Raw genomic sequence first — 25,957 nt, 5'->3', positions numbered from 1 at the left:
GACGCTTCCATCCCTCTGGTTGTATCGGCTGGAAAGGATCGCTATAATCAGGGGGAGTGACCATTTTTATTGAGATGAGGAGGAAACGGTAATGGCTTTCACACTGCAATTGGGGGCTGAAGCTCCAAGCTTCTCGCTGCCGGCAACGAACGGTCAAACTTACTCCCAGGATGATTTCTCAGACGCACCGGCGCTTGTTGTGTTCTTCACCTGCAATCATTGTCCCTTTGTACTTGGCTCTAACGGGGTAACCCGTGCCACGGCGCTCAAATTCGCCGAGCATGGCGTTCGTTTCGTCGCCATTAATGCCAACAGCGAGGTGACGCATCCCGATGATTCCTTCGCGCATATGGTGGAGGTGATGGAGAAGGAACGATTCCCCTGGGTCTATCTGCATGACAAATCGCAGGATATCGCACGCGCTTATGGCGCCCTTCGCACTCCACATTTCTATGTATTCGATGCCGACCGCAAGCTTATTTACACGGGACGCGGCGTTGACCAGCCACGTGAAATCGGCAAAATGACCGTCAACGATCTGGACCAGGCCCTCACGGAGCATTTGGCAGGCAAGCCCGTATCAACGCCCCTGACCAATCCCATCGGCTGCAATGTCAAATGGGACGGACAGGATGCCCACTGGATGCCGGAGGAAGCCTGCGACCTGGTGTAAACAACTATATATATGATCAAAAAAAGGCGCTGCAGAGGCGATTACCCTCCCGAGCGCCTTTTTGTTATGAATTGCTGTCCACAATCGTCTTGACCCGCCCGACATCTCCGCTCTGCAACCTTACCTTGATTCCATGCGGGTGATTGGCCGAGTTGGTTAAAATATCTTTCACGACCCCGCGCGTCGTCTGACCCGAGGCCTGATCCTTCTTCAATACGATATCCACAAGCAAGCCCGGACGAATCGCCGCCCGCTGCTGTCCATTTGCACTCATACACGCTTACCTCCTTCAATCTCATTGATGCTTTCCAAGCCATGTCCTTTATCATAATCCAGACGATTGCTCATGTAAAGAAACCCATCTCCCCCGCTCCTGCAACTATTCCGTCCGAAAAACCGTCTGGAGGATGAGAGAAAAAGAAGCTTTTGGGGTAATACAATAACGAGGTGATACGAACATGAGAAGAAACAGACTTGGAGCATTAGGCATTCTTACTCTTTCCGCAGCATTATTCACAGGAATCGCCGCCGCACCGCCGCCCGCTTCCGGGGCAGGAGCAGCACTGGCGCAGTCTTCAGGCGGCTGCCGCGCAGACGATAACGGCTTGACGCTCAAGACAGTGCCGGACACCGGTGATCAGGCTCATTTTGAATCCATCCAGTTCCTCAGCCCGAAGATCGGACGGGCAGCCGGAAACGGCTTTATGATCGGCACGTCGGATGGCGGCTGCAGCTGGCAGGCCATTAACAATGAAGGAAAATACGATTTTCAGGATATGCAGTTTCAAACCAACTCGACAGGTTATGTGATGGCCAAGACCAAAGCCGGCGGGCCGAATCTGCTCTTTAAAACGACGGATGGCGGCACCACGCTGACGCAGGTTCATACCGGCGCTTACGCGTTTGACCGTGTTCAGTTCCTCTCTGAGGATGTCGGTTACGGCTTCAGTCGCACCCTGACGTTCAAGACCGCCAACGGGGGGCAAACCTGGGAGAAAGTAACGACCCCTCCCAACACCCGCTACGTCCACTTCATTAACCAGAATGAAGGCTGGGTGGTCACGCTTGTTCCCGGAACAGGCTACGAAATCAAACGCACCGTTAACGGCGGGAAGACTTGGGCTAACATGCTGAGCGTCAAGTCGGCCACCGTTGTCGGCGGACAGATCTACGGCACTGAAGAATCCAACGTATGGGTTGTGCTCTACGGGGATTCGGGCATGTCGCAAACGTCCTACTCCCTGTTTCATACAAGCGACGCAGGCGCACATTGGAAGCAGCTTGTCTCCAATTCAACGGCTGGCGGCGGCCCGGCGCCCGGACCTGAGGTTGCCGGTCTGAACGGTCCGACAGGCTCTCCTGAGAACATGCAAGTCATCGGTCATGAAGCCGCTTATCTGGCCGCTTCATCCGGCGCTTACGAGAAAGTTTCGATCGGCAGATCATTGGATAACGGCAAAACCTTCAAGACCATTACCGGCATTCCCGGTTATGCGGGCAAACTGTCCTTTACTTCCGCCAAAGACGGCTTTATTGCGATAACGAGTCTATCGTACTCGGCTATCTATGGAACCACGGACAGCGGTACGACCTGGACGAAAAAGTTTTCCCTGCCTACAGTCAATTAATTCATGAATCCCCCGGCTCAAGCTGGTCATCGCGAGCCGGGGGATTTTATCTTTTCTCAGGTGTTGACATTGAGAATGAGAATTACTATCATTATCTGCAGATGGATTTTAAATCCAAGTCCGAAAGAGGTCGGTATAATCGGATGAAGAAAATCAAATACTGCTGCAGAAACTTCAAAAACGGCTCCAAGTCGGTTTATACATCGCTTAAGCATGAGTTTCCGGATTTAAAACAGAAGAAGAAGGACTGCCTCGGCAATTGCAAGCTGTGCTCCAGACAGTGTCTGGTTATGATCGGCAAATCGGAGATCGTCGTAGCTCCGACGGCTGAAGTTTTGTACCGCAAGCTGAAAGATCGAATAGGCTAACCGCCCTTGATTATGGTACGATAGCGAAGAGCAAGTTACCATTTTACAGTAAGGGAGTGCGGCCCGATGATGAATGAAACCTTAAGTCATGCTTTGAACGAACAGTTAAACTTCGAGTTGTATTCCGCTCATGTCTATTTGGCCATTGGCGCATACTGCTCAGGCGAAAGTCTGGACGGCTTCGCTAATTTCTTTATTGTTCAAGCGGAAGAGGAACGGTTCCACGCGATGAAGATTTACAAATACCTGAATGACCGCGGCAGCCGCGTCACTTTAACCGGTATGGAAACTCCAAACAATGACTATAGCTCCATTCTTGATGCCTTCGAGCAAGCTTATCAGCATGAGCAAGAGGTGACCAAACGGATTTATCATCTGTCCGATCTGGCATTGAATGACCGCGAGCATGCAACAATCCAGTTTTTGAAATGGTTTATTGATGAGCAGGTTGAAGAAGAATCGATGTTCGACACCATCATTCAGAAGCTCAAACGGATCGATACGGACAGCAACGCTTTCTTCATGCTGGAGAATGAATTCGCACAGCGCAAATTTACGCCTCCTGCCGTATAGATCCCTGCGCAAACAGAATCAAGCCCGGAGCGGTTGGCTCCGGGCTTGATTTATTTTATTGATCCTACAAGCTTAAGCGTTGTCGCTCAGCACTTTACTTTCCCTGGAAATAAACGGCATATACACATCCCGCTCCTCGAAGAAGTTGTGCGGAAGGCGGGACGGTGTAACCATGAACCGCGGATGAACGGCTACGCGGTCATTAGCGACGATCACCGTGATTTCCCCATTCATATTCCCGATCACCGCTCCATCCTCGATGACAGCCCCTTCGCCTACGATGGCACGGTAAAGCCATACATTGCGTCCAATACGGGCCCCCGGCATGACTACACTTTCGCGGACATCGGACCCTTCGCCAATGGCGACATCACCGAAAACAACGGAGCGGTCAACATCCCCTTCAATCGAGCTGCCGGGATGTACAATCGAGTTCTGCACGTCGACAGCCGGACTCATGTAGGAAGACAGCGTATAAAGCTTTTCCTTCGACAGGATTGGCCAGGCATCGGCATCGGCTTTGCCCGCAGCCGCCGCGCCTGCAGCAATTTGTCCGTCAATCAAATCCATATGCGCTTCCCACAAGCTGTCGATTGTACCTACATCGCGCCAGTATCCGTCAAATGAATGAGCCTGCAGATGCATCCTGGAGCGCAGCATTTGCGGGATGACATCCTTGCCGAAATCATGGCTGGAAGCGGCGTTGTCGGCATCTTCGATCAGCAGGCTGCGCAGATCGGCCCAGCGGAACATATAGATCCCCATGGAGGCCAGGTTGCTGACAGGCTCGGCCGGTTTCTCGGCGAACTCCACGATCCGCTCCGATTCATCCGTATTCATGATCCCGAAGCGGCTTGCATCCTTCCACGGAACGCGTTTGACGGCAATCGTCGCAGCAGCGCCGCTTTTGATATGCCTCTCCATCAATGCGCCATAATCCATTTTATAAATATGATCGCCCGATAAAATCAATACATGCTCGGGATTCTGCTGATCCACATAATCGATATTCTGATAAATCGCATCCGCGGTTCCGGCATAACCGCTTTCGCCGATTCTGCTGGATGGAAGAAGGGCGATATCTGTCCTTCTCCCGCTTTTTCTGTTGCGCCAGGCTCTGCCATCGCCAATGTGTTTATGTAGCGATTCGGCCTGATACTGGGTGAGTACGCCGATCGTTTCTATGTGGGAATGGACACAATTGCTTAACGTGAAATCAATAATTCGGCTGTGGCCGCCGAAAGGCACGGCCGGTTTGGCGAGCTTCGCTGTGAGAGGTCCCAATCTGCGGCCCTCACCTCCGGCAAGCAGCATAGCAAGACAAGAATTGGCATTCATTTCCTCATTACCTCCCGGTGATGCAACAAGTTCCGGCAAGAAGAAACGGCTTCGCCGTTCATTGGCGGCAAAGGTAAGTTTCTTCCCTTTAGAACATATAGAAATTTATCAATGTGAAGCGTTATAAATTCTATAAGTTCAAGAAAACCGGCTTGTTTGCTGTGTGTTTCTTTAATACCACGCAGCACAGGTTTATGAAACGCATCAAAAAATTTCATGTTTTGGACGCAGGCAAGCAGCTTCAAGATCATATTTTTCGGGTATGGAGCATGTCGCGGTTATGTTATTTCTTAACTAGTATGTCCTGCAGGCTGCGGGACAATATCCGGTATCCGAATGGCTCCAGTTCCACCTTCTGCATGCCATCGATCAAAGGGACCCCCTCCCCGGACAGCGCGTCAACCCAGTCTCCGCCCGGAATGTGATGCTCCAGAACCGTACGTTCCTCCGTGTTGTTCATCCAGATGGTAAAATGTTCGCCGGCATCCATTCGTTCATAGATGATCCTCTGGTCGCCAGAGTCCGCTTTCAGGAAGCGAAAGCGTCCGCTCCGCAAAGCCGTATGGGCTTTGCGAAGGTCAATCAGCAGCTTATAAAAGTCGAACAGCTCCCGGTCCTGCTCCTGCCTGCCCCATATCATGCAGCGGCGGTTGTCCGGATCATCTCCGCCCTTGAGGCCAATTTCATCGCCATAAAAGATACAAGGGGTTCCGATGTAGGTCATCAGGAACACGACCGCAAGCTTCAGCCGCTCCTTGTTCTCCCCGACCCGGGTCAATACGCGAGAGGTATCATGGCTGGACAGCAGATTGAAAATCACCTCGCTGGTCTGCTGGGGATAGCGGATCAAGAGCGCATTTATACGCTCCGCGAACGTAAGCCCGTCCACATTTTCCTCCGCAATGAAGTCCATAACGGTATCTGCGAAGGGATAGTTCATCACCGAATCAAACTGATCGCCAAGCAGCCACATCATGGAATCGCTCCATACCTCGCCAATCAGATAGGCATCCGGCTTGACCGCTTTTACCCGCTGCCTGAATTCACGCCAAAAATGATGATCCACCTCATTGGCGACATCAAGGCGCCAGCCGTCAATATCCGTCTCCCTGATCCAATATTCCGCCACGTCCAGCAAATAACGCTTCACATCTCTATTCGCGGTATTGAGCTTGGGCATATGTTCAAAAAAACCGAAGGTCTCATAGGTCGCCCTGCCATCCTTCACCTGCAGCGGAAAAGACCGGATATGGAACCAATCCTTGTAGCGGGATTGTTCCCCCTTCTCCACCACGTCGCGGAACGGAGGAAAATGCTCGCTTGCATGATTGAACACCGCATCCAGCACAACACGGATTCCCCGTTCATGACAAGCCTCCACAAGCTGCTTCAAATCCTGAATATCTCCAAAATAAGGATCGATCCTGCGATAATCGATGATGTCGTATTTATGATTGGAGGGCGATTCGAAGATCGGCGTCAAATAAACAGCGGTAATCCCAAGCTCGCTCAAATGGTCGAGACGGCCGAGAATGCCCTGCAAATCACCGCCGAAAAAATTTTCTTTGGTCGGCTCAGAACCCCAATCCGCCAGTCTCTCCCGCCTGCTTCCGCTTTTGCCTTTCTCAAACCGGTCCGGCATGATTTGATAAAACACTGCATCCTTGGCCCACTGCGGGGCGGAGAATAGATCCACCTCATGAATGTACGGATACTCGTAATAACCCCGTGTGGGCGCCGGCGGCTCGGAAGAAACACCCGCTTCCGTCAGATAAGCAAGCTCATCGCCGCTTCTCATGCGAAATCCATAGGAGAAACGTTTGAATGCCGGCTTGACCGCCGCCATCCAGTAATCGAAGAAGCGATCGGCTGCCACCTTCTCCATCGGGATATCCTCCTGCAAATGTTCCCAATCGTATTTGTCGCCGGTCATGGCAGCGACCTCGTCCACATCGTCCTTCTTCGTCTGGACCAGCAGATGAATCGTCTCTTTGTCATAGGCATAAGCCCAATTGCTCCGCGGTTTGTGATAAAAGCATTCCCTGAACATCCTGATCCCTCCCCCTTATGTCACACACGCTTGTCAGGCGGTATTTACTACTTGTTTAAACGGGAAATTTCCGCTGTGAACCGCCTTATCCTATCCGGAGTATTGTTTCAACTGAATATACACCGGGGTAAGTCTGACTTAGGCTAACCTGGCCAAGACCAAATTGAATTATGGAGGGATTTCTATGTATGAAACTAAACCGACCGTTCAAATTGTGACGACAGCCATGGATGCTCTGCACACCGTGCGGGAGCTGAACCGACAGGGTTATAAACAGGACAATATATTCGTACTCGCCCATGACAGCGATCAGACCAAATCGCTGGCTGACGCTACGGACACGAATTCCATCGGGATGGCGGAAGAAGGCGTCTTTACGACGATGGCCAATGTATTCCGCTCACGGGGTGATGAAATACGTGCGAAGCTGCAGTCTATCGGCTTTACCGACAGTGAATCCGAGCGTTATGAAGAGGAGCTCGACCGTGGTCGTGTACTTGTTATCACCAACATTCACTAATGGGCTTGAACAACCGCATAAGCAACTGGATAAATTAGGTCGCAGCCTATTAGGCTTGCGGCCTAATCGTTCGTATATTTACGAATGCATGGCAATAAGAAAGAGAAAAAAAACAAAAATGGGAGTCAGCTTACATGAAAATCAAGGCTAAACTAATGATCAGTTTTTTCGTCATGATTGGTTTATTGCTTATCATATCCCTGGCGGGGCTGAATAATTTCACCAAGATGAACGGCAAACTGGATGAGGTTTATTCCAACCGGTATCAGAAGCTCATGCTTGCTTACGATCTGCGCGGTTATGTCAATAATACGGCCAAGGGACTCGTCAATGTCCTGACGGTGCCGACGGAAGAAACCCTGCAGAAGAACGAAGCTCTGCTCAAGGAGTCGCCTGTGCAAGCTGAACAGTCCCTCGAAAGCCTGAAGAAAATCGCATCCTCGGACACGGAGAACAGCATCCTGCGCGAGCTTGAACGAAACCTGGATCAGTATAATGTCTATACCACCCGGGTTATTCAGCTGGTGCAGCAGGGCAAGGGCACGGAGGCGATTGCGCTCCGTGAGAAGGAAGGGCTGGGGTACCAGGAAGCAGCCGTTAATCTGATTGATGATTTAAGCAGCTTTCACCGCCAGGCTATGGATCAGGCGGTAGCCGAAGCCAAGAGCATGAATCAGACCACGCAGATCATTATGATCTCGACTACCATACTCGGCTTATTGCTCGGTCTTGGCATTATGCTGTGGAACCTGACCAGCATGAACCGCGGTCTGAATAGTCTTTCTTCCTTAATCGGCGCTTATGCCCGGGGCATGCTCGATCCCCGCTCCCGAAAATATACGGAAACCCAGGATGAATTTGGCGAAGTGGCCAAGGCATTCTACTCCCTGGCGGATGATCTGGAACGGAAAACTACAATAGAGCAAGCCTACAACAAGCAGATGGAAGATGAGACCTGGGTAAAAACGAATCTGGCCGCCGTCGCCGTTGTGCTGCAAAGCGAGCAGGAAATTGCCATGGTCGGCCAGCTCTTCATCGAGCAGCTTGTGCCGCTTGTCGGGGCCTCTTATGGCGGAATGTATGTAAGGGAAGAATTGGGCTCTGCGAACCGGCTGAAGCTTGAAGGCTCCTATGCCCTTCACGAAGAGGCGCTGTTCGGCCAATCCTTTGCCTTCGGCGAGGGGCTTGTGGGTCAATGTGCGCGCAGTCAAGAGGAGCTCGAGCTGAGCGAGCTGCCCGAATCCTATATCAAGCTCAAATCCGGGATCGGCGAGACCGTCCCCCGTACGCTTCTGCTCGTTCCGGTTACCTATCAGAAGCAGCTGCTTGCCGTTATTGAGCTTGCCAGCCTGCAGGCCTTCGATGAAAGGCAGCGCAAGCTGGTCCATGAATTGGCAGAGAACTGCGGCATTGCCCTGAACAATCTGTTCGGACGAATCCGCGTACAGGAGCTGCTTCATGAGTCGCAGACCATGGCTGAAGAGCTGCAGGTCCAATCTGAGGAGCTCATGTCGCAGCAGGAAGAGCTCCGCAGATCCAATGAGAACCTGGAAGAACAAACCGAGGCGCTCAAGAGGTCGGAGGAACAGCTGCAGAGTCAGCAGGAGCAGCTCGAGCACAATAATGATGAACTGGTGAAGAAAACCCATGAGCTGGAGCAGCAGATGCGCCAGACTGAGCAGAAGAACGAGCAAATCGAGAAAACGAAGACGGCTCTGGAGAAGCAAACCGTGCAGCTTGCGCTTTCTTCCAAATATAAATCAGAATTTTTGGCCAATATGTCGCATGAGCTGCGCACGCCGCTTAACAGTCTGCTCATCCTGTCCCAGATGCTCAAGGATAATAAAGAAGGCAATTTAACCGCCAAACAGGTTGATTTTGCCACGACCATCCATTCCTCGGGCGGAGATTTGCTTAAATTGATTGATGAAATCCTGGACTTGTCCAAAATCGGGGCAGGCAAAATGAATATTGTCACCGAGGAGGTGCCGATCCGGGATTTGACAGAAATGGTGCGGAGCAGCTTCAAGCCCGTCAGCCAGCAGAAGAACATCAATCTCCAGATCCAGATCGAGCCAGGAACCCCGGCCAGCTTGTATACAGACAGCCAGCGGATCAAGCAAATACTCAAGAACCTCTTGTCCAACGCCTTCAAATTTACGCAGGAGGGTTCGGTCAGCCTCAGCATCCGCTCCTCTCACCGGGATGACCTTGATTTTGCCGAGGGGAAGGGATCGGTCCTGGCCTTCGAGGTGCGCGATACCGGTATCGGCATTCCTCTTGAGAAGCAGCAGATAATATTCGAGGCCTTCCAGCAGGCGGACGGCACGACAAGCCGCACCTATGGCGGGACCGGCCTTGGCCTTGCCATCAGCCGGGATCTGGCCAAGCTGCTCGGCGGAGAAATTACGCTGCACAGCGAAGAAGGCCAAGGCAGCACCTTCACCTTGTACCTGCCGGAATTCCATGTGGCGGCAAGCGTGGAGAGTCCGGCCGGAGCGGAAGAAGATTCCTGGCTTGCGGGTCACCCGGAGCACAGCCTGGACCAGGAAAGCATGGCTTTTCCGTCGGCTGATCAGACAGCCTCCGCTTTCGCCTCGGGCGAAGCGGCGCTTGCCGCCTCCACAGCCCAGGTTATGCCGGCCAATCTGACGGTGGAGGACGACCGTGACGAGATCGCGCCCCAAGACCGGGTTGTCCTTATCATTGAGGACGATATTCACTTTGCCCGGGTGCTGCTCGATATCGCAAGGTCGCGCGGATTTAAAGGCATCGTAGCGCTGCAGGGAGATATCGGCCTCGCATGCGCCAAAACTTATAGCCCGGATGCCATTCTGCTGGACATCATGCTGCCGGTCATGGATGGCTGGTCGGTGCTGCATCATCTCAAGCATGACGCCGATACCCGCCACATTCCGGTTCACGTCATCTCCGTCATGGATGATATCCAGCAGGGATTGTCGATGGGAGCCATCGCCTATCTGACCAAGCCGGCGAACAAGGAGCGGCTGGAGACTCTGTTCCTGCAGATCGAATCCTTCCTGGAGCGGAATCTGAAGCATCTGCTCGTTGTTGAGGATGATGCTGCGCAGCGCATCAGCATTGTGGAGCTGATCGGACATGATGATGTCGTTATCAAAGCGGTATCCACAGGCAGGGAAGCGATAGAGGAATTAGCCGCGCAGCATTACGACTGCATGGTGCTGGACCTGGGATTGCCTGATATTAACGGGTTCGATTTGTTGGATAATATCCGCAAGGATGATATTCTTAGAGAAATGCCGATCATTATTTACACGGGACGCGAGCTGGACAAGAAGGAAGAAATACAGCTCAAGAAATATGCGGAGACCATCATTATCAAGGATGTCAAGTCGCCGGAGAGGCTGCTTGACGAAACGACGTTGTTCCTGCATCGGGTCGTGGCTGATTTGCCGGAGGATAAGCGCAGCGTTCTGCACAGGCTGCACAGTGTGGAGACTATCTTCGAGGGCAAGCCGATTCTGATTGTGGACGATGATATTCGCAATGTGTTTGCCTTATCCAGCGCGCTGGAGAGCTATAATATGGATATCCATTTTGCCGAGAATGGCCGTGAAGCCCTGGAGATGCTGGATAAGCATCCGGATATCAAGCTGATCCTCATGGACATGATGATGCCGGAGATGGACGGCTACGAAACAATGCGGCATATCCGGCTTATGCCGGAATACGAGCAGCTGCCCATTATCGCCATTACGGCCAAGGCGATGAAGGAGGACCGCGATAAATGCATCGAGGCGGGCGCTTCCGACTACATCGCCAAACCGGTAAATATTGATCAGCTGCTGTCATTAATGAGGGTGTGGTTGTATAAATAACGAGAAGATTGTCAACGAAGCGTCTGAGCGGGAGCGGATCGAAATCGAGCTTCTGCTTGAAGGACTGTATCAATTGTACGGCTATGATTTTCGCAATTATTCCTTCTCCTCCGTCCGCCGGAGAATCTGGCATCGGGTGAATTCGGAACGGCTTGCCACCATAACCGCGCTCACGAACAAGATGCTGCATGACAGGGAAGTCATGACCCGTCTCTTATCCGATCTGACGATCCATGTGACGGAGATGTTCCGCGACCCTGCTGTATTCCGCTCATTCCGCGAGCATGTCGTACCGATGCTGCGCACCTATCCGTTCATCCGGATCTGGCATGCGGGCTGCTCGACGGGCGAGGAGGTCTATTCCATGGCCATCTTGTTGAAAGAGGAAGGGCTGTATGAGAAGTCGCGAATCTATGCCACGGATATGAGCGAGCGTGTGCTCGACTCGGCCAAACAGGGTGTTTTCTCCATTGACCGCATGCAGAGCTTTACCCGCAATTACATGGATGCCGGCGGCAAGGAAGCCTTCAGCAAATATTACACGGCCAAATATGATTCCGTGCTGTTTCATTCCGAGCTGAAGTCCAATATTGTGTTTGCGCAGCATAATCTGGTTACGGACCGGTCCTTCAATGAGTTCAATGTCATATTCTGCCGCAATGTGATGATTTATTTTAACAAAGAGCTGCAAAATCATGTGCACGGCCTGCTGTACGACAGCCTGAGCACATTTGGCATATTGGCGCTCGGCACCAAGGAATCGATTAATTTCACGCTCCATGCCGACGCCTATGAGGAGATGGATCCCCAGACCCGTTTGTACCGCAAAACAAAATAAGAAGCGTCCGCCTATCTCCTTCGAGTACCGATGTTTATCTTGAAATAAAGTATGGGCAGGTGAACTCTATCGCATGATTGCTTATGAAGGACCGATTAATATTTTGCTTGTGGATGATCATCCCGACAATCTGCTGGCGCTTGAAGCCGTTCTCGGGAATGACCGCTATAATCTTGTCAAATGCTTGTCGGGCGAGGAAGCGCTGCGCTGCCTGCTCAAGGATGAGTTTGCCGTTATTCTGCTGGATGTGCAGATGCCGGAGATGGACGGTTTTGAAACCGCCAAGCTGATCAAATCGCGTAAAAAAACGCAAGAGGTGCCTATCATCTTCATCTCCGCCACCAGCAAAGAGAGCGAGCATTTCTTCAGCGGCTACGAGGCCGGAGCGATCGATTATATGCTGAAGCCGTTCGTGCCGCAAATTTTGCGGACGAAGATCGAGGGCTTTGTCCGCATGTATCTCAATCATAAGACCCTGCAGCTGCAGAGCGAGCTGCTGCATGAGAAGACCCGGCAGCTGGAGCAAATGAACCGGGAGCTCATCGAGGCCAAGGAGACGGCGGAAATCGCCGCCAAGGCCAAGACGAACTTTCTGGCCATGGTCAGCCATGAGATCCGCACGCCCATGAACGGCGTGCTTGGCATGACCGGGCTGCTGCTGGATACGGAGCTGGATGCCGAGCAGCGGGAATACGCCGAAATTATTCACCGCAGCGGCGATGCGCTGCTGCTGATTATCAATGATATTCTGGACTATGCCAAGATTGAATCCGGCAAACTGGAGCTGGAGGAAGCCCCTTTCCGACTGGACCTGATCATCGCCGAAACCTTCGAGCTGTTTACAGCCAAGTCCAAGCAGTTCAATCTGGAGCTGGCCGCAAGCATCGATTCCAATCTGCCTTCACAGGTGGTCGGCGACGGCTCCAAGCTGCGTCAGATCCTGATTAACCTGGTGGGAAACGCCGTCAAGTTTACGCCCCAAGGGTCCATCCTCATTACAGTCAAGCTGCTTCGCGAACGGGAGCGATCGATCGATATCGAATTTTCCGTTCAAGACACCGGCGTGGGCATCCCCGAGAATAAACAGCCCCTGCTGTTCCGGCCCTTCTCTCAGGTGGATACCTCACTGACCAGGCAGTACAGCGGGACGGGATTGGGACTTGCCATATGCAAGAATCTGGTGGAGCTCATGGGCGGCTCGATCCGTGTGGAATCTGTCGTGGATGTCGGTTCTGTCTTCCGCTTCACGGTTACATTGAGGCTCGAGGCCGACCGTCACTCGGAGCTTGCGCATCCTTTCTACTCCGGGAACGAGACCGCGGCAGCCCGGGAAAGTATGGAGCCTGCCAGCGTATTGGTCGCGGATGATAACGAGATCAATCAGAAGCTGACTTTGAGGCTGCTGGATAAAATGGGAATTGACGCCGACGTGGTCAGCAACGGCCGGGAGGCCGTTAGCCGGGCAGCGCAGAAGCGGTACGATTTGATCCTGATGGATCTGCGCATGCCCGTCATGGACGGTCTGGAGGCAACGGAGCTGCTGCTGGCCGATTCCGGAGAGGATCATTCTCCAGTGGTCATCGCCATGACAGCCAATGGCCAAAGCAGCGACAGGGAACGCTGTCTGAATGCGGGAATGGCCGATTTTCTGACCAAGCCTATTCAAGCCGGCGATGTCCGGGAAATCCTCAAACGATACGGATTTGACACGCAAACCAAACAGTCGGCCCCATGAAGGGATCGGCTTCTTTGCGTGCCGTCATTCCTGCATCGGGCCGCTGCCTGCAGCCGCCTCTTCCATCCCTATCCGGTATTCATAGTTCTGCTCGCAAAGCTTCAGCAAATCGTACTTCAGTCCCCTCTTGGGGAGCGTAATGCGAAGCGGGCTGTTTCCCCCTGACCGCAGCTGGGTCTGAACCGTCTTCAGATCGCTGATCCGGTTCACAATCAGCTCATGCGGGCGCTCCTCCCGGTAATGCCGCAGCAGAAACAAATCGCAAGCCTGATCCCCGAAGCCCTGCTTGAGATCCAGCATGCGGAAATCCCGCAGCATCCCTTCCTGCACCTTGGCGATCAGTACGCGATTCCTCCCGAAGTAGATGACATCCTGATCGGCCGCTCCTTCCCTGTCGACAATCTGCTTCTCGGGCAGCTTCTCCAGAATACGGATATGCCGGAGCATATTATCCGCCTTCTCGAACGCAAGCGCTTCGGCATACTGCTCCATTCTCCCGTACATCGCCGCAATCAGCTTCTCTCCTCCGCTTTCCAGCAGCTCTGCCGCCTGATCTGCGCTTTGCCGGTAATCCTCTTCTGTGATAAAACCTTCGCAGACGCCGCTGCACCTGTGAATATGAAACAGCAGGCAGGCACGTCTGGGCATTGGATCACAGGTTCGCAGCTTGAAGTGATCCGTCACGAATTCAAGCACCGCATTGCGAAAACGGCTGCTGTAATAAGGGCCGAACCGGCGGCTGCCAGCTTCCTTATCCGGTACAGACTGCGGATTGGCGACCGCGCGGACCGATTTCGGGCGCCTGTCGCGGTAGAAGACATCCAGCCGGGGCAGTCTTTCCTCCGTCAGCTGCAGATAGGCATATCCGCTGTTGTCCTTCTTTAAAGCGCGGTTATAGGGCGGCTTATGAATTTTGATCAGATTATTTTCGAGTATGAGGCTTTCGGATTCATTATTGACCAGAATGACCTCGATCGCAGCGATGCTTCCGACAAGCTGAACCAGCCGTTTATGGGAAGGCTTTCCCTGAAAATACGACCGCAGCCGGCTCCGCAGGCTTTTGGATTTGCCGACATAGAGAATATTCCCATCACTGTCCTTCATCAGATAGCAGCCTGGACGCTCCGGGTAATCTTGCGCCTGAAAGTTAAAAGAATTCAATCCTACCCTCCTCACAAACAAAGCGGTAGTATATAGATAAGAGGAACGCTCGTTCGCCGTTTATTTTAACCTGTTTCACTGTGATTTTCCAGAGGGGGCTGCAATCTGCTCCTTAATCGGGCAAAGCCGCATGTGCTACAATTGCAGGGAAGAATGAATAAAGGAGTACAAACACGCATGTCCAAATCCGATAACTTGCTGGCCGTCCTATGGCTATTAACCTCGCGCAAAAGAATGACTGCCGCCCAGCTGGCGGAGGAGCTTGAATGCAGCGTCCGCACCGTGTACCGCTACATAGACGCTCTATGCGCAACTGGCGTGCCCGTTGTAGCCGAGCCCGGGCATGAAGGCGGCTACAGCCTGCTCAAACCCTTCATGGATGCTCCTCTGTTCTTCGATGAGGATGAGCGCAAATCCATGGTTCATGCCGCCCTGTTCGCCGAGCACGCTGGGTATCCCCACAAGGAGGCGCTTGAGCGCGCGCTTTCGAAGATCAAATTGTACACCAATAAAGATCAGCTGGAGGCGCTTGAGCGCCATACAAGGGGCTTTGATGTGCTTCCTGCGTTTGGCGGCCAGCCTGCCGCAGATGAGCCGCTTCTTCGCGAGCTGGAGCTCGCCGTCGCGCAGAGCACGACCGTCCTGATTGATTACCGGAAGGAGAACGGAAGCTCGACCCCGGGTCGCCCGATTGACCCTTATGGCCTTGTCCACTGGACCGGCAAATGGTATATCGTCGCCCACTGCCGGCTCCGCGGCGATATCCGCAGCTTCCGCGTTGACCGCATTCTCGATATGAAGGTCACGGAGGAGATTTTCGAGCGTCCCCATCCGTTCTCGGCGGGCGATTATTTTGCCAGACAGCTGATGCCGCGTGTCCCCGTGGATAATCTGACGCCGGTTCGGGTTGAAGGAACGCCTGATGCCATCAGACAATTATGCGGCAATGGGAATATGCAGGTCTTCCTCGCGGAGCAAACGCCAGACCAGGCTATGTTTAAAATGGATCTGGAGGCGGCATTGATTTATTTGCCCGGCATTCTGTTCTCCTATGGAACATCCATCAAAGTATTGGAGCCGCCCGCATTGAAGGAGAAGCTGGCCGCCCGCGCTGCCGAGCTTGCCCATTATTATCAAAGCCAGCTTTCCTGACAGAGGCTGTTCATGTCCGGATGATCTGGAACAAGGAGTGAACGTTTATTTCAGCCTTAAAAGAAGAAGATATCCTTCGTCTGGTTCGGGAGGATGATTGGATGACGGGCATTCTGAGAACGGTTCAGACGCTGAACCTGCCGGACTGGTGGGTATGCGCCGGGTTTGTCCGGGCCAAGATCTGGGACACCCGGCATGGCTATGGGGAGAGAACGGCTTTGCCGGATGTCGATGTGATTTATTTTGATCCCGGCGATGACAGCGAGGGAAGGGAAAAAGAACTGGAGGACCTATTAACAGGACTCCATTCCGGAGTCCCCTGGTCCGTCAAAAACCAGGTCCGGATGCATCATATCAACCATAATCCCCCTCATGCTTCGGCTCGGGACGCCATGTCCAAATTCCCGGAGACCGCCACCGCCCTGGGCCTCACCCTGTCAGATGAGAACGGGCTTGTGCTTTATGCCCCTTGGGGGGTTGAAGATGCCGTGAACGGTGTGATCAGGCCGACCCCATTTTTCCGGGAGGATCCGGATAGACTCCGCATATACAGAAACCGTCTCCTAAAGAAGAACTGGAAGCGGCACTGGGAGCGGTTAACCATCCTTGATGGCTAGACCCCTCTATCCAATTAGGCGTATTCGAGTCACTTTTTCTCATCAAGCTCTATGGCGATGGTCCAGCTGCTCGGCTGATTAATCTGATCCGTCCAGCCAAGATGACGGGCTATGGAGCGGATGGGCACCATCGCTGTGCCGTTGATGATTTGCGGTGCGGCTGTCAAGGTTGCATCCGCTCCGTCGGCAGTCGCTTTTACGGATCCGACCGCTGCCTTCAGCCTGTGCTTCTGCCTGGATAGCACCATCGACTTCGTTGTCTGATCCCAGGCTATCGCAGCGCCTAGAGCAGCCGCGGCTTCCTTTGCCGGTATGAGCATATCCCCCGTTTCACCGCCGGACCAGCTCCGTTGGCTGAATGCCGCCTGCTTGCCTCCAATCTTCACCTCGATATTGCGGACAAGACCATTACCAAGCAGCACGGCCTCATTGCTATCCGCTTCAAGCTGACGGTTCAGCTTCTCCACATTGTCCGCCGTAACCAGATAGCGGGCGTCATTGCTTCCTATCGATTGAGCGATCAGAGAGTTAATCTGCGGGCTGTGATGCGAGAGATCCTTGTACTGATCCAGATCGTAGGTCCACTGCCTTTCTGATTGAAAATCATACAGCTTCACGTTCGGGAGCTTGCTGAACTGCTCAAAAATCCATTTTCTCATCAGCAGCTGATTCTGAAACCGCCCGGGATTCAGGTTCAGCCAGGCAACCTGACGCAGCACGCTGTACGGAGGATAGAAGAAATAAAAATCCACGTCCGGATTGTCTGCAACCAGAGACAGCACATGGGTATTAAAGCTTTGTTTGATCTCCTCTACGCTGTCCTCGCCCAAACCAAAATAAACCTCTTCCGACTGCGCATCCTTATAGGCCTGGACAACCAGCTGCCGGTCGAACTCCGCCCGACGTCCCCAATTGTTCTGATATTCCAAATCATCGGAGGCTGTTCCCTTCAAGTTTGCCTTCATGCTGGTGATAAACTGCTGGTATGCGGAATAGCTGAACCAGTACGGGTAATCATTCCACAGATGATTATCGTACATATAACCGGGGAACAGGCTTGCCGACTCTTCCGTATTCTGCTTGAGCGAGAAATAATCGAGTCCCCAGAGCACTTTTTGGACCTGGCCGGTCTGCAAGGCCAGACTCGCCATCTTATGATGCTCATCTGCCGTTGAGCCTTCAAGCGAGAGCTTGAGCGCCTTGCCCTTGAGCTCCCGGCCCACCTCGGAGGGCAGGAAGTTCTCCGTCATCGAGGTTCCGATAATAATCGTATCGTAGGTGTAATTTTTAGCCAGCCCCGGATTCTGGTAACGCTCCTCATGGTACAGCACCGGCGTGTATCCAATCGCCTGATGATAAAACTGCAGGGGATCGATCAAGACAGTCAGCGCGGACAATAAAGCCGCTCCCAGCACCGCGAAGACGGCAAACGCCGCAAGCATCCGTTTTGATTTCATACGGGCTGAATATCCGCCTGACCGCCCCGGAACCCGGTCTGCCGTTGTTTTCGCCGCCACATTGCCATCCTTCTTTCGTTAAAAATACAAACACCCATGTCCGCGATAGTCCTTAAAAGTTGAAGTATAGGAATTCGCTGACATGGTTCATATACACCATAGAAATAATGAAACCGATTGCCAGCCATAACGCGGTTTTCCAATTGGGGCGAAAAGACTGCATCCGCTCGGATGAATTGGGAGCAAACAGCACAATCGGCATGGCAATCAGGATGAGCACAAGGGGTACAAACGAGCTTTGCCATATGGTGATGCCGGTCCCGTAGAGGCCGGTCATACCTTTCAGAATACGTACGGCCTGCTGCCAGTTCTCCGCCCGGAAGAACACCCAGGTTATCGTGATAAAAACAAATGTCACTGTCCATGCCAGCCACTTGGGCAGGGAACGTCCGGATTTCGACCAGAGGCGATGCACGGCTTGTCCCGCACCATGGAGAAACCCCCAGGCGATGAAGGTCCATCCCGCACCATGCCATAAGCCGCCGAGCAGGAAGGTGATCATCACGTTGCGGATGGTCATGTACTCTCCGCTGCGGCTGCCCCCCAGCGGAATATAGATATAATCACGCAGGAAACGGCTCAGCGTCATATGCCATCTTCGCCAGAAATCCTGAATGCTGAGCGCCTTGTAGGGAGAGTTGAAGTTTTGCGGCAGCTTGATATTGAATAATAGAGCAGCTCCGATCGCCATATCCGTATATCCGCTGAAATCGAAATACAGCTGGAGCGTATAAGAAAGCGCGGCGACCCAGGATTGGAGAAAACGATCGGCGTGCTCGAAGCCGTTGTTGGCATAGATGGCAAACGTGTCGGCAACGACCACTTTCTTGAATAGACCGATGCAGAAGATGTACACGCCCCTGGAGGCATTGGGCCAGCTCCACAGCTTGCTGCGGAGACGGTCAAATTGAGGCATCATCTCGCTATGATGCAGAATGGGACCGGCAATCAGATGGGGATAAAAGGTGACGAACAGCATATAGCTGAGGATATTATATTCTTTTGCTTTTCCCCGGTAGGCATCGACAAGATACGCGATTTGCGTAAAGGTAAAAAAGCTGATGCCAAGCGGCAAAATAATCGCAAGCGGCGCAATCCCTTGTCCTGTAAGGGCATTCAAGTTGGCAAGGAAGAAATCCGCATATTTGTAATAGCCGAGCAGCAGCAAATCAGCGGCTATTCCCCCGATAAGGACCTTCCGGCGGGACAGCCGTAATTTGTGTCTGGCGGGGGAGGTTTCAGAAAGCAGCCTGCCTATCGCATAGTTGAATCCAATCGATGCGAGAATAAGGGGAATGTATTTGATGTTCCACCAGCCGTAGAAAAACAGGGAGGAAGCGGTCAGCCAGAGCTTGGCGGAAGTAATCATCCGGAAGCGGTTCAGCGTAAAATAAACGAGGAGGGTTAGAGGCAAAAACAGATAAATAAAAAAATAGGTATTAAAAAGCATGCTGATTTTAACCCCCGGACGAAAAATAAGCTTCAAATAAATGGATGCAGGCGTTCATTGCATATAATATTCAACTTTTATCTATATATATTACATTCCATTTATTGTCAAGGGTTTAATTTCCATACAGAGCTCACAAGGGAAACAAGGCAGCGGAAGATCCGCTGCCTTGTTTCCCTTTATCGTTATCGTGACTTGTTGCGGTTCGGCTTCCCCGAGCCAGGTGCATTGGCATTGCCGCTTCGGCGATTGCCTCCGGACGGCGAGGATTTTCCGCCGCGGCCGGAAGGCCCGCCCGCTTTGGAGCGGCCCCTTGAATCGCTTCGCTGCGCAGCCTCCGGCTGCTGCCGCAGGCGCGGAAACTGGGGAGCCCCCGCGCGCGGAGCAAACTCGCTGCTGCGTGCGGCTTCAGCCCCGCCCGCTTCGCGGCCTTCGCCGCTGCGACGGCCGCCAGCCGCCCGCGCTTCGCTCCCGCGCGCGGCGCCAGACCCGTACGCTTCGCGGCCTTCGCCGCTGCGCCGGCCACCAGCCGCCCGCGCTTCGCTCCCGCGCGCCGCGTCAGACCCATACGCTTCGCGGCCTTCGCCGCTGCGCCGGCCGCCAGCCGCCCGCGCTTCGCTTCCGCGCGCTGCGCCAGACCCGTACGCTTCGCGGCCTTCGCCGCTGCGCCGGCCGCCAGCCGCCCGCGCTTCGCTTCCGCGCGCTGCGCCAGACCCATACGCTTCGCGGCCTTCGCCGCCGCGTACCACGCCCGCCCGGCTGCCGCCTGCGCTGCGTCCCGCTGCAGCCGGCCTCCCGGCACTGCGCCCTGCTCCAGCGGCGCGTCCTGCGCCCCACTCGAATGTCTCGCCAGCAGAGTCCGCGCCGCGTCCGCCCGAGCGCCCGCGTCCGCGTGAATCCGCACGGACCGGCGCGGTCTGCCTGCCGCCGGAACGGCCTCTTGAGACCGGCTTGCGCTCTCTGCTATCCCGATCATTGCGGCGCCCGCCGGATCTGCCCGCGCCTTGGCGGTCAGGACGCACTTCGGCGGAGTCCCCATGCAGCGATACACCGCTTGCGCTTCCCCGCTCGCGCTCCAGCTTTTGATTGATGCCCTGCTCGATCGCAGCCATCTCCGGCCTTTCGCTCGGCACCACAAGCGTAATGGCCAGGCCTTCGCCGCCCGCCCTCGCCGTTCTGCCGATCCGGTGAATGTAGCTGTCTACATCCTGGGGAACATCATAATTGAATACATGCGTTACCCCTTCCACATCAAGACCGCGGGCAGCCACATCCGTCGCCACCAGAAGCTGGAGCTTCGCATCGCGGAAACGCTTCATGACCTGCTCGCGCTTGGCCTGCGACAAGTCGCCATGCAGCTCGTCGCTGACATAGCCAAGCTCCTGCAGCGCTTCATTGAGCGCTTTGGCCCGGCGCTTCGTCCGGCAGAAAATCACGCCCAGATACGGGCGCTGCTCTTCGATCAGACGGACCAGCGCCGCCTGTTTGCCGCGGTCGGAGGTCTCAACCACCAGTTGGCGAATCCCTTTGACCGTCACCTTCGGGGCCTTGACGGTAATATCCTTGGGCTCCAGCATAATCCGGGCAGCCAAGGTCCGCACACTGCCCGGCATCGTAGCCGAGAACAGCATCGTCTGCTTCCGGTAAGGCAGCTTGGTCATAATTTCCTCAACCTCGTTCAGAAAGCCCAAATGCAGCATTTGATCCGCTTCATCGAGCACGAACATTTTGACCGAAGACAGCGAAATCGTCCCGCGGCGTATATGATCAAGCAGTCTGCCCGGTGTCGCCACAATCATGTGGACGGCACGCTTGAGCTTCCGCATCTGCGCTTCCACATCCTGCCCGCCGTAAACGGCCAGCACGCTGAACTCCGTCTTGGAAGAGAGCCAGCGCTTGAGCTCGTTCGTAATTTGCAGCGCGAGCTCGCGGGTCGGGGTCAAAATCAGCCCCTGCAGCTCGTCCTTATCCGGTTTGATCTTCTCCAGCATAGGCAGCAAAAAAGCAAGCGTCTTGCCTGTTCCCGTCTGCGCCTGGCAAATGACATCGCTCCCGCTCAAAATAACGGGAATCGCCCCTTCCTGAATCGGGGTTGCTTCCTGAATGCCACCCATGTGCAGAGCGGCAGCCCGCTCCTTCGCAATACCTAACTCCTCAAAACCTGCCAATACATCCACCTCATTTTATCATTAAACCTTCCGTTACAATTCGTTCGGAAACCGGCTTCCCCTATCGTACCACATTACCACTGCCCGCATGTACCGAAACTTGCCGTTCCCTGCCCGATGCTCCGGGCACCGCCGCTCTCTTCAATTGATCCGTTTCCGTATCAGCGCCGCCAAATAGATCAGGACTGGAAAAACAAGAAAGCCTGTTAAAATATAAAAAGTGCCCGCCGTAGAAACGAATCGCGCCAGCGTCTGGAAATCCGGCAAGGACCAGAAAGACATGATCAGCGCGAGCAGGCCCATAGGAGCCGCAATAACCCCATGGTTTTTCAACCCAAGCGTCTCTGCCATACTGAGGGTGGCGGCATAAAAAAAGACGCTGATTTTAATAAAGGCTCCGAATACCCATACCAGCAGCACCATGACTTCCACATGCTCGAGAAAATCCGACAAGCTGATGTAACGAGCTGCTACAAAAACAGAATAGTTGTAGATGGCGGTGGAGTCTCCCTGGAGCATCAGAACCGCGAGATTCGTGACGCACATGGTCAGCCCCATTGCCGTTACGGACAGAAATCCCCATTTCATGACTTTCTTGTCATCCTTGACCTGAGGCAGGAAATATAAAATCAACAGGAACTGGCAGTACCAGCCATCCACCACAAGAGAGCTTTTCAAAATCGGCGTCAGGCCATTCTCAAATACAGGAAGTATATTGTAGGCCTCGAAGCCCGGGATGGAGAGAAGAAGCGCCAGCAGCAGGAAGAATAAGATGAACGGAGCAAACAGCTGTGTGCATCTGGCCAACACTTCAACTCCCGCTTTGAGCACCCATATGCAAAGGACGATCATGCTTCCACTAACCACAATCAGCGGTGTTTTCACAAAAAAATTACTGACAATAAAGTCCCCGTAATCGCGGATAACGATGGACAAAATATGCATCTGAAAACAAACAAACAGAATGCCGCAGACTTTGCCCAGCGTCTTGCCCAGCACCCACTCCATCAAGCCGGCGAAGGAGCCGTCAGGCGATAGGCGGTAAAGGCGAACCGCGATCCAGATCATTAAATAACCTACCAGCGAGCTTATGATCGGAGTGATCCACATATCCCGGCCGGTTAGCCTCGTTGTAATGGCCGGCATCAGCAATACACTTGAGGCTGCCACCGCCTGATACAACAGAATGGCTGCCTGCAGGGCAGATATTTTACCTCGGTCCATATGTCCCCTCCATTTATCAGGGCTCCAGCAGCCTGGAGACCGGCTTGTAAATGGCCGTAATCCACTGGGTAGGCCCGGGCAGCCGGCTGTTAATCAGAAGGCCTATCGACAGCAGCAGCCCCAGAGCTCCAATCACACAATAGACGATGGTCTCGCGTTTTCCCGCCAGCAGCGATTTTCGGTCCAGGCCATAGATGAATCCGCAGATAATCCAATAAATCAAGACCATGACGACAAACATATCATTTCTCCTCCCCGGGATTAAGCGTACTGATATTGGGACTCACAATTCCCATGTGAATAATACGGATCTTTACATTCGCATCAATATCCACCTGTGGAAAAAGCTCATCCCACTTCATCTTGGCCTGCTTCCAGTGTTTGGGATAATGCCTCCTGAAGGATTCTCCCATGCCGAATATGTCAGCCTTCATATTCATCTGAATCTGTTTGAGCGCCCGCTCGATTCTGTCCCGGATGAGGTCACTGGCGCCCTGATTGATCAGCTTAATGTTGTCAGGCTTCATCAGATCAAGCTTTGTCGTATTTTCTATAACATCCGCCATCCCGACGATGGACACGACCAGCTGCCATTTGCCGTTGCGGTCAATATGGGGATGGAAGGTCGTTGAGGTGCTTATCAAATTAATCGATACTGTTCCTTCCGAGTCCTCCGGAGTCAGGGTGATGACTGAAGATTTAATGCGGTTAGTCAGCCAGAATACCCCGCGGGTAAGATCATCATCCACATGACCTACCATCACCCCCCGCTTGAAAATACCAACGCCATTAAAATAGGACATGTCTGTCTTATGCAGATGATGCTCATCCGATATTTCACTTCCTGCTTGCACGTAGGGAAGAAAAAACGTTTGTTCCGGGTTTTCTATCATGTTCTGGACGATGGTTTTGAGATCAATCTCCGTGCTTACCTCCAATTTAGACAGCTCGCGAAGCGCCTCCATGGAGCTTCGCTCAAGCCGTGGAAGTATCTTCATAATGTCAACCGCTTTTCCCCCTGTTACATATACGTCGGCCCTCTCGCGCATCTGGCCAAACCGGAGGATGAAATCCAGATCATCATTAATGCCGGTCTGCGCCCGTTTTCTCCCGAAAACAAACACATCGCTATGCCCCCAGAACAGCTTCCGGGAGAGCCGCTCCTGAGTATGGGACATTGCATCGGCAAGTGAACGGCCTTTTGCCGTACTGACCGTTGTTTGCCCCTTCGTCCTGTTCGCATCTACTGTACCTCCTGAGGAGCCGGTGCCTTCCTTCCCTGAAGGAACATAAATTTGCACCGTAAGTTCAACCTCCCCTTTCTCCCCTTCATCAACACCTGCGGCCAACACGATAGCCAAATCATTGATTTCCCTTCGGTCCCAGCAGCCGGTCAGCAGAGGAACGGAGAAGGACAGAACGAGGATTCGTGCAATCTGCCGGATCGTTCTTCGCTTCATCGGCCTCTCACTCTCCCTCTTTCCTGGGAACAGTGGGACGAAGACCGCCTGGCCGGCGGATGCCGCCGCCAAATCCGGTCAACCGCGGCCTTCGTGACGGGCTCCAGGCGGGGGCCCTTGCCAGAATATCCTTCAATTCCCCTTTCATCAGGGGGGCAAGCGGAGAGAGATAAGGAACGCCGAAGGAACGCAGAGAGCACAAATGTATGGCGATTGCGATCAATCCCAGCAAGACGCCAAGCAGCCCCAGGAATCCCGCTAACAGCATAATCGGAAACCGCAGCATGCGTACGGTGATACCCAGGGTGTACTGGGGAAGCATAAAGGAGGCAATACCGGTTATGGCAACGACCATGACCATGGGTGAAGAGACAAGTCCCGCTGATGTTGCCGCCTGTCCGATGACGAGAGCGCCAACGATACTGACAGCCGCACCTACCTGTTTCGGCAGTCGGACGCCGGCCTCGCGAAGCGCCTCGAACATAATTTCCATAATAAAGGCTTCAACAAGTGCCGGAAAAGGAATCTCCTCTCTGGATTCTGCCACATTCAACATGAGGGAGGTTGGAATCATTTCCTGATGATAGGTGAGAATAGCCACATAAACCGACGGAGCCAGCATCGCCACGAACATAAATATATAACGCAGCCAACGGATCGCCGTGGAAATCATATACCGCTGGTAATAGTCCTCCGGCGACTGCAGCATGGAGATTAAGCCAATCGGCGCCATGAGCGCGAAGGGTGTGCCATCGGTCAGAATGACAAAACGGCCCTCCAATAAACCGGAGGCAGCCGTGTCCGGCCGTTCGGTCGAAATAATTTGCGGAAAGGGCGAGTATGGCTGATCTTCAATATATTCTTCAATGTTGCCGCTCTCGAATATGCCGTCCACTTCAATTCGATTAAGGCGTTTCTCCACTTCCTCAATTAATCCGGGTTCGACCAGGCCATCGACATAGGCCAGGGCAACCCTCGTTTTTGTATAAAGCCCTAGCTCGCGCAGCTTCATTTTCAACTCAGGCGATCTGACTTTACGCCGGAGCATGGCCATATTATCATTAATGGCCTCCGTAAAGCCTTCCCGTGGTCCTCTGACTACGGATTCGGCAATCGGCTCGTCAATCGCTCTTTTTCTCCAATCGGCCAGCATGAATGTATGACCTTGTGCCAAGCCATCCACAAGCAGTATGGCATTTCCGATCGTGATCTCGTCGGCGAGCTGTTTGAACGTATGAATCTTGTGGCAGGGCAGGTAATCCAGCTTTTCCCGGACCACAAGCTCCACCTCAGCGGCACCGGCTTCCCCGAATCTCGAAACAGATAACGTATCCCGGATTTCATTCAACCGCTCCTCATTGGCAAGACCGTCAAAATAAACAAAAAATCCCCTGAATTCCGGGGTAAACGGACACTCCAGAAAAATAATATCGCAGCAATCCTGGTACATGTGCACCAGTTGGGTCCGGTTCTCTTCGAGACTCGCCGTGAGTTTGTCATTGGATTCGTTCCAGGCCTTGTTCATATCTTCCGTCCTCAGATCTGTCGTCATGTTGTCCTGCCTTTATAGTTGCCATAATCAGGACTGAATAATCAGATATGGCAGCAAGCGGGCAAAGCGACCT

At 53.4% G+C, this 25,957-nt stretch carries 21 protein-coding genes; 10 read left to right on the top strand and 11 right to left on the bottom strand.

From position 1 onward, the window contains the following. Positions 1-91: 91 nt before the first annotated feature. A complete protein-coding gene (locus tag ACFOLF_RS19045) occupies positions 92-673 on the top strand; it encodes a thioredoxin family protein (protein ID WP_210039110.1) in 582 nt (193 codons plus the stop codon). Positions 674-737: 64 nt separating this feature from the next. Here the strand turns inward: ACFOLF_RS19045 and ACFOLF_RS19040 are convergent, their stop codons facing one another. Further along, complete coding sequence (locus tag ACFOLF_RS19040) at positions 738-947, bottom strand: YwbE family protein (RefSeq protein ID WP_210039111.1); 210 nt, start codon at positions 945-947, stop codon at positions 738-740. A gap of 184 nt (positions 948-1,131) precedes the next feature. Between ACFOLF_RS19040 and ACFOLF_RS19035 the strand changes: the two genes are divergently transcribed. From ACFOLF_RS19035 to ACFOLF_RS19025, 3 genes are all read left to right on the top strand, one after another. Continuing rightward, the gene (locus tag ACFOLF_RS19035) at positions 1,132-2,301 is read left to right on the top strand and encodes a hypothetical protein (protein ID WP_210039112.1); all 1,170 of its coding nucleotides are present in this window, start codon (positions 1,132-1,134) and stop codon (positions 2,299-2,301) included. 143 nt (positions 2,302-2,444) lie between these two features. Further along, positions 2,445-2,669 carry a DUF1450 domain-containing protein gene (locus ACFOLF_RS19030; protein ID WP_210039113.1) on the top strand — a complete coding sequence of 75 codons (225 nt, stop codon included), beginning with the start codon at positions 2,445-2,447 and terminating at the stop codon, positions 2,667-2,669. A 69-nt stretch (positions 2,670-2,738) separates the two neighbouring features. Further along, positions 2,739-3,242, top strand: a complete 504-nt coding sequence (locus ACFOLF_RS19025; RefSeq protein ID WP_379114488.1) for a ferritin — start codon at positions 2,739-2,741, stop codon at positions 3,240-3,242. 72 nt (positions 3,243-3,314) lie between these two features. Here ACFOLF_RS19025 and ACFOLF_RS19020 read toward each other — a convergent pair whose 3' ends face one another. Together ACFOLF_RS19020 and ACFOLF_RS19015 are read right to left on the bottom strand one after the other, a co-directional pair. Beyond that, the gene (locus tag ACFOLF_RS19020) at positions 3,315-4,580 is read right to left on the bottom strand and encodes a glucose-1-phosphate adenylyltransferase (protein WP_210039115.1); all 1,266 of its coding nucleotides are present in this window, start codon (positions 4,578-4,580) and stop codon (positions 3,315-3,317) included. Between the two features lie 283 nt (positions 4,581-4,863). After that, positions 4,864-6,630 carry an alpha-glycosidase gene (locus ACFOLF_RS19015; RefSeq protein WP_210039116.1) on the bottom strand — a complete coding sequence of 589 codons (1,767 nt, stop codon included), beginning with the start codon at positions 6,628-6,630 and terminating at the stop codon, positions 4,864-4,866. 184 nt (positions 6,631-6,814) lie between these two features. Between ACFOLF_RS19015 and ACFOLF_RS19010 the strand changes: the two genes are divergently transcribed. The 4 genes from ACFOLF_RS19010 to ACFOLF_RS18995 all read left to right on the top strand — a co-directional run bounded on the left by ACFOLF_RS19010 (position 6,815) and on the right by ACFOLF_RS18995 (position 13,583). Beyond that, positions 6,815-7,150: a general stress protein gene (locus ACFOLF_RS19010; RefSeq protein WP_210039117.1), complete on the top strand. Its 336-nt coding sequence runs from the start codon at positions 6,815-6,817 to the stop codon at positions 7,148-7,150. A 134-nt stretch (positions 7,151-7,284) separates the two neighbouring features. Continuing rightward, positions 7,285-11,010 carry a response regulator gene (locus ACFOLF_RS19005; RefSeq protein WP_210039118.1) on the top strand — a complete coding sequence of 1,242 codons (3,726 nt, stop codon included), beginning with the start codon at positions 7,285-7,287 and terminating at the stop codon, positions 11,008-11,010. Beyond that, positions 11,003-11,848, top strand: a complete 846-nt coding sequence (locus ACFOLF_RS19000) for a CheR family methyltransferase (RefSeq protein ID WP_379114485.1) — start codon at positions 11,003-11,005, stop codon at positions 11,846-11,848. The genes ACFOLF_RS19005 and ACFOLF_RS19000 overlap by 8 nt, the downstream gene beginning before the upstream one ends. A 76-nt stretch (positions 11,849-11,924) precedes the next feature. After that, the gene (locus tag ACFOLF_RS18995; RefSeq protein WP_446686461.1) at positions 11,925-13,583 is read left to right on the top strand and encodes a response regulator; all 1,659 of its coding nucleotides are present in this window, start codon (positions 11,925-11,927) and stop codon (positions 13,581-13,583) included. A gap of 24 nt (positions 13,584-13,607) precedes the next feature. Here the strand turns inward: ACFOLF_RS18995 and ACFOLF_RS18990 are convergent, their stop codons facing one another. Further along, complete coding sequence (locus tag ACFOLF_RS18990) at positions 13,608-14,744, bottom strand: GIY-YIG nuclease family protein (protein WP_379114434.1); 1,137 nt, start codon at positions 14,742-14,744, stop codon at positions 13,608-13,610. Positions 14,745-14,921: 177 nt separating this feature from the next. On the opposite strand from ACFOLF_RS18990, the gene ACFOLF_RS18985 reads away from it, so the two are divergent. Continuing rightward, positions 14,922-15,896 carry a helix-turn-helix transcriptional regulator gene (locus ACFOLF_RS18985; protein WP_210039120.1) on the top strand — a complete coding sequence of 325 codons (975 nt, stop codon included), beginning with the start codon at positions 14,922-14,924 and terminating at the stop codon, positions 15,894-15,896. A gap of 47 nt (positions 15,897-15,943) precedes the next feature. Further along, positions 15,944-16,513 (top strand): nucleotidyltransferase family protein, encoded by a 570-nt coding sequence (locus tag ACFOLF_RS18980; RefSeq protein ID WP_210039295.1) that lies wholly within the window; start codon positions 15,944-15,946, stop codon positions 16,511-16,513. Between the two features lie 29 nt (positions 16,514-16,542). Here ACFOLF_RS18980 and ACFOLF_RS18975 read toward each other — a convergent pair whose 3' ends face one another. The 7 genes from ACFOLF_RS18975 to ACFOLF_RS18945 all read right to left on the bottom strand — a co-directional run bounded on the left by ACFOLF_RS18975 (position 16,543) and on the right by ACFOLF_RS18945 (position 25,884). Further along, positions 16,543-18,030 (bottom strand): copper amine oxidase N-terminal domain-containing protein, encoded by a 1,488-nt coding sequence (locus ACFOLF_RS18975; RefSeq protein ID WP_210039121.1) that lies wholly within the window; start codon positions 18,028-18,030, stop codon positions 16,543-16,545. A 52-nt stretch (positions 18,031-18,082) separates the two neighbouring features. Continuing rightward, entirely contained in the window at positions 18,083-19,480 is a 1,398-nt protein-coding gene (locus ACFOLF_RS18970; RefSeq protein ID WP_210039122.1) for an MBOAT family O-acyltransferase, read from the bottom strand. 185 nt (positions 19,481-19,665) lie between these two features. Further along, on the bottom strand, positions 19,666-21,657 hold the full coding sequence (locus ACFOLF_RS18965; RefSeq protein WP_379114432.1) for a DEAD/DEAH box helicase: 1,992 nt from the start codon (positions 21,655-21,657) through the stop codon (positions 19,666-19,668). A gap of 132 nt (positions 21,658-21,789) precedes the next feature. Beyond that, positions 21,790-22,872 carry a GerAB/ArcD/ProY family transporter gene (locus tag ACFOLF_RS18960; RefSeq protein WP_210039123.1) on the bottom strand — a complete coding sequence of 361 codons (1,083 nt, stop codon included), beginning with the start codon at positions 22,870-22,872 and terminating at the stop codon, positions 21,790-21,792. A 16-nt stretch (positions 22,873-22,888) separates the two neighbouring features. After that, positions 22,889-23,113 carry a hypothetical protein gene (locus ACFOLF_RS18955; RefSeq protein WP_210039124.1) on the bottom strand — a complete coding sequence of 75 codons (225 nt, stop codon included), beginning with the start codon at positions 23,111-23,113 and terminating at the stop codon, positions 22,889-22,891. Between the two features lies 1 nt (position 23,114). Then, entirely contained in the window at positions 23,115-24,332 is a 1,218-nt protein-coding gene (locus ACFOLF_RS18950; protein ID WP_210039125.1) for a Ger(x)C family spore germination protein, read from the bottom strand. Between the two features lie 7 nt (positions 24,333-24,339). Further along, on the bottom strand, positions 24,340-25,884 hold the full coding sequence (locus tag ACFOLF_RS18945; RefSeq protein ID WP_379114430.1) for a spore germination protein: 1,545 nt from the start codon (positions 25,882-25,884) through the stop codon (positions 24,340-24,342). Between the last annotated feature and the right edge of the window lie 73 nt (positions 25,885-25,957).

The organism is Paenibacillus sepulcri, from assembly GCF_042647105.1.
Taxonomy (GTDB): domain Bacteria; phylum Bacillota; class Bacilli; order Paenibacillales; family Paenibacillaceae; genus Paenibacillus_Z; species Paenibacillus_Z sepulcri.
The sequence above is the reverse complement of the archived record's forward strand: the minus strand, read 5'-3'. Positions and strand labels throughout refer to the sequence as shown.

Bases quoted from the DNA above. Each gene is read 5' to 3' on its own strand.
- ACFOLF_RS19045 (WP_210039110.1), top strand. From the start codon at position 92: ATGGCTTTCACACTGCAATTGGGGGCTGAAGCTCCAAGCTTCTCGCTG.
- ACFOLF_RS19040 (WP_210039111.1), bottom strand. From the start codon at position 947: ATGAGTGCAAATGGACAGCAGCGGGCGGCGATTCGTCCGGGCTTGCTT.
- ACFOLF_RS19035 (WP_210039112.1), top strand. From the start codon at position 1,132: ATGAGAAGAAACAGACTTGGAGCATTAGGCATTCTTACTCTTTCCGCA.
- ACFOLF_RS19030 (WP_210039113.1), top strand. From the start codon at position 2,445: ATGAAGAAAATCAAATACTGCTGCAGAAACTTCAAAAACGGCTCCAAG.
- ACFOLF_RS19025 (WP_379114488.1), top strand. From the start codon at position 2,739: ATGAATGAAACCTTAAGTCATGCTTTGAACGAACAGTTAAACTTCGAG.
- ACFOLF_RS19020 (WP_210039115.1), bottom strand. From the start codon at position 4,580: ATGAATGCCAATTCTTGTCTTGCTATGCTGCTTGCCGGAGGTGAGGGC.
- ACFOLF_RS19015 (WP_210039116.1), bottom strand. From the start codon at position 6,630: ATGTTCAGGGAATGCTTTTATCACAAACCGCGGAGCAATTGGGCTTAT.
- ACFOLF_RS19010 (WP_210039117.1), top strand. From the start codon at position 6,815: ATGTATGAAACTAAACCGACCGTTCAAATTGTGACGACAGCCATGGAT.
- ACFOLF_RS19005 (WP_210039118.1), top strand. From the start codon at position 7,285: ATGAAAATCAAGGCTAAACTAATGATCAGTTTTTTCGTCATGATTGGT.
- ACFOLF_RS18985 (WP_210039120.1), top strand. From the start codon at position 14,922: ATGTCCAAATCCGATAACTTGCTGGCCGTCCTATGGCTATTAACCTCG.
- ACFOLF_RS18970 (WP_210039122.1), bottom strand. From the start codon at position 19,480: ATGCTTTTTAATACCTATTTTTTTATTTATCTGTTTTTGCCTCTAACC.
- ACFOLF_RS18960 (WP_210039123.1), bottom strand. From the start codon at position 22,872: ATGGACCGAGGTAAAATATCTGCCCTGCAGGCAGCCATTCTGTTGTAT.
- ACFOLF_RS18955 (WP_210039124.1), bottom strand. From the start codon at position 23,113: ATGTTTGTCGTCATGGTCTTGATTTATTGGATTATCTGCGGATTCATC.
- ACFOLF_RS18950 (WP_210039125.1), bottom strand. From the start codon at position 24,332: ATGAAGCGAAGAACGATCCGGCAGATTGCACGAATCCTCGTTCTGTCC.
- ACFOLF_RS18945 (WP_379114430.1), bottom strand. From the start codon at position 25,884: ATGACGACAGATCTGAGGACGGAAGATATGAACAAGGCCTGGAACGAA.